Here is a 3,832-nt window from a genome sequence, read left to right on the forward strand (position 1 = left end):
AAAAAGAGCGCAAAGGTGCCAACTATACTACACGTTCTTATAACCCAAGAACCGATACCATCAACAATATGAAGCATGTATGCTCTTACGCTTGAGCTTCTGTGGATGCTGTGTATCCTTGAGTTTCATTTTGAGTTGCGGTAGCTTCAGGAGACACATTTTCTGGTACTGCTACAGTAACTGGTTGTGCTTGTTGCTCTGCTGCTATTTTAGCGCTCACGCTACTCAGTAGAGAGGAACTAGAAGGTTTTTTAAGTAAAGCAAGTCCAAATGAACCTATCATAAATAAAGCACCCATAACCCAGGTTGCTTTTTGAAACACATCTTGACCGCCAGAACCACCAAAAAGCATTTGAGATCCGCCACCTAAACTACCTAAGCCCATGCTGCTTTTACCTTTTTGAATCAAGATAATTAAAATAAGCAATAAGCACATTATAGTAAACAAAGTTACCAATAAACCGTATAACATATTCTACTCCCATCAATAATAAATTGTATTTTCTCGTAGCTCGTGTGCTACCCTCTACTTACTAATACTACAATTTTTTTAAGCTCTTGAAAATCGAGACTTGCTTTACCAACTAAAAAACCGTCAATTTCAGGTATTTGAAGCCATTTTTCTGTGTTTTTTGAGTTTACACTGCCACCATAGAGTAATCTTATAGTATTTTGGTCTAAAAACTGAGCACAATAAAGTTTTATGTGCTTACAGATAGCTTGTAGCTCTTGCACTTCTGGTAGTGCACCCGTGCCTATTGCCCATACAGGCTCATAAGCAATAACAAGTTGCGTGTAATTGCTCGCTTGTGCTGCTTGCAAAACTTGAGCAAGTTGTTGTTCTAGGATCTCGAGTGTTTTGCCTGTTTGTTTTTCGATTAAAGTCTCGCCAATACAAACAATAGGAACTATGCCTTCGTGTATAAGTATAGCAGCTTTTTGTGCAACCTGCTCATTAAGCTTATGCACTAAGTTATTAATCGAGCATTTCCATTCAGTATGGCCAATAATACAGTACTTGCAGGTAAGCTCTTTAAGGGAGGTAGCTGCTACTTGTCCTGTATAAGACCCATGTGTGTGACCACTACAATCTTGAGCACCAAGTTTTACTTTTGTATCGCCTAAATAGTTTTTAAAATAATCTAAACAAGTAAAACTTGGACATACAACTAATTCTACCTGCTCAGTTGTGGCTAATTCTTTGAGCTCTGGACCGTACTGCTTAAGCCATTCGATTGATTGATTATAAGAAAGTTCCATCTTCCAATTAGCTACAAGTAGTTTGTTCTTTTTCATAGTAATCTATAGTATTCTAAGTATAAATTTTAAATAAGTAGTTTAAAAAATAGCATAGTTTAAGAAGCTTATCAAAATTATACTTAGTGAGGTCCGTTATGATTAGATCCTATTTAATTAATTTGTTAGAAGAGTATGCTTCTATTTATCCAGAAGAAATGGTTTTTAAAACAGATATGTTGGATTTTATACATAAGCATACCGATTGTTTTGAGCGATCTTTAAAAATAGGCCATATCACCGCTTCTTGTTGGTTGCTGAATAATGACGCAACTGAAGCTTTGCTTATGCATCATCGTAAGCTTGACAAGTGGTTTCAGCTAGGTGGCCATTGTGATGGTAATCCGGATGTACTTGCTGTCGCTCTTAAGGAGGCTCAAGAAGAATCTGGTATTGAACATATAGTGTCTGCAAGTTCTGCTCTTTTTGATATTGATATTCATCTTATTCCAGAAAGTAGCCGTGAACAAGCACATTATCATTATGATGTGCGTTTTTTACTGCAAGTTGCCAGTGATGAGCAAGTGGTGCAAAATCAAGAATCAAAAGAGTTAAGATGGATTGGCAAGAGCAGAGCTGATCTGCCAACGGATAATCCTTCAGTTGTGCGCATGTTTAATAAATGGATTGCACTTGTAGGTTCTTGAGCATAGGAGATAATTGTATTTAAGTTATTTATGTTAGGGTTGTTAAGTTTATACAATACAGGCAGCTTAAAAATACAGAAAAATTAAAACTGGTAACATAATCAAATTATTTGAATGTGGTTCTTATCAAAGTTTACTCGGTAAGACATCTTCCTTATATGATATTGCTGTAAAAAACTAAAAGTAGCCAAGAGCGCGCTTGGTATGCGCAAAAATCGTTGGGATATGGTTGCAGTAGAAGTGCTTTGGAGGGCTACATTAAGTCTAATCTCTATAAAAGAGAAGGCCAAGCCTTTCTAAAGAGAAATTCTGCATAGGCATCTATTGATAATACTTGTAATTGCCTTTGCACACAAAGGAAATCCCAGCTATAAGGTAATGAGAACGTTGACTTAAGTGCTCTTCAATGGTAATTTTCAAACACTTGGGCAACCATTTCAATTACTACTCTACCCCTTCATGTTACGAGAGATTATGATGAAAAAATTACCTATAGATGTTAGTACTTTTAGTACCATGATCAATGGTAATTACACCTATGTTGATAAGACGCAGTATATCTATAATCTTATTGAGAGTGGCCGTTTTTATTTTCTTTCACGTCCTCGGCGCTTTGGTAAATCACTTCTTATCTCAACATTAAAAGAGCTATTTCTAGGTAACAAAGATCTGTTTAAGGGTTTGTGGATAGACTCAAGTGATTATACATGGCAGCAACATCCTGTAATACATCTTAATTTTTCGGACCTGGATATTGAAACGTCACCTGAGTTAAAAATAAGTTTATCGTGGGAGCTAGAATCTATAGCTCAAGAGTATGGTATAGATGTTTCTGATGCCCCTTCAGCTGGATCAAAATTAAAAAAACTTGTTAAAGAATTAGCAAAGAAGAGTCCTGTAGTTATTCTTATTGATGAGTATGATTACCCGCTTATTAATAATCTTAGTAAAATAACCGTAGCTCAGGCTAATAGGGATGTGCTTAAAAATTTTTTCAGTGTTATTAAAAGTTTAGATGCTTATTTAAAAGCTATTTTTGTAACAGGTGTAACAAAATTTTCAAAGACTTCTATTTTCTCAGGGCTCAATAATCTTAATGATTTAACGTTAGCACCTGAAAGTTCTGAACTGCTTGGTTATACTCAAGCTGAGATAGAGTCTTATTTTACCCAATACATAGATAACTTTGCACATAAAAAAGAGAATAGACACATAGCTGTAATGCAAGAGATGAAAACCTGGTATAATGGTTACCGCTTTTCGCGTACAGAAGCAACTGTTTATAATCCGTTTTCAGTACTTTATTACCTGAAAAATCAAGAGAGAGCAAACTACTGGTTTGAATCAGGAACCCCATCATTTTTAGTGGAATTCTTAAGAAAGCATTATGACGCTCTTGAGGGTATTGAGCAAGCTGAGTTTAGCACAACTGGTTTAGGTACCGTTGATCTTGAAGATATTCCACCAACCACACTTCTTTTTCAAACCGGTTATTTTACTATTAGTGATTACGATAGTGCCACTAAAAAGTACAAACTAGGTTATCCCAACGAAGAAGTGAGAGATTCTTTTCAAAAATATTTATTAGCGGCATTTTCAAATAAGAATGTTACTGAGATAGAAAAAACTACATCTCAATTAGTCCTTGCGCTTAAAGAAGATAATGTATTATTGTTTTGTGAACTTTTACAAAGTCTACTTGCTCATATTCCTTATCAACTTCACATTGCTCAAGAGCGTTACTATCACTCTCTATTTCAGCTTATAGGAAAATTGCTTGGTTTTGATATACAATCTGAGATAAGTACTGACAAAGGCAGAATTGATTTAGTTTTTTCAACAGTAGGTCATGTATATTTGTTTGAACTAAAATTTAAGGTAAGTGCTGC

4 protein-coding genes are annotated in these 3,832 nt (G+C 35.3%); 2 read left to right on the forward strand and 2 right to left on the reverse strand.

Going from position 1 to position 3,832, the window contains the following annotated elements:
• Positions 1-85: 85 nt before the first annotated feature.
• Together secG and tpiA are read right to left on the reverse strand one after the other, a co-directional pair.
• Entirely contained in the window at positions 86-472 is a 387-nt protein-coding gene (gene secG, locus H0X48_06835) for a preprotein translocase subunit SecG (protein MBA3955005.1), read from the reverse strand.
• Positions 473-519: 47 nt separating this feature from the next.
• Positions 520-1,296: a triose-phosphate isomerase gene (gene tpiA, locus H0X48_06840; GenBank protein MBA3955006.1), complete on the reverse strand. Its 777-nt coding sequence runs from the start codon at positions 1,294-1,296 to the stop codon at positions 520-522.
• 98 nt (positions 1,297-1,394) lie between these two features.
• Here tpiA and H0X48_06845 point away from each other — a divergent pair, with 98 nt between their 5' ends.
• Together H0X48_06845 and H0X48_06850 are read left to right on the forward strand one after the other, a co-directional pair.
• Positions 1,395-1,943 (forward strand): NUDIX hydrolase, encoded by a 549-nt coding sequence (locus tag H0X48_06845; GenBank protein ID MBA3955007.1) that lies wholly within the window; start codon positions 1,395-1,397, stop codon positions 1,941-1,943.
• 474 nt (positions 1,944-2,417) lie between these two features.
• Positions 2,418-3,832 (forward strand): AAA family ATPase (locus H0X48_06850; GenBank protein ID MBA3955008.1); only part of this gene is annotated, 1,415 nt, incomplete at its 3' end.

It is taken from the genome of Candidatus Dependentiae bacterium (assembly GCA_013821315.1).
Lineage (GTDB): Bacteria > Babelota > Babeliae > Babelales > Babelaceae > JACDHA01.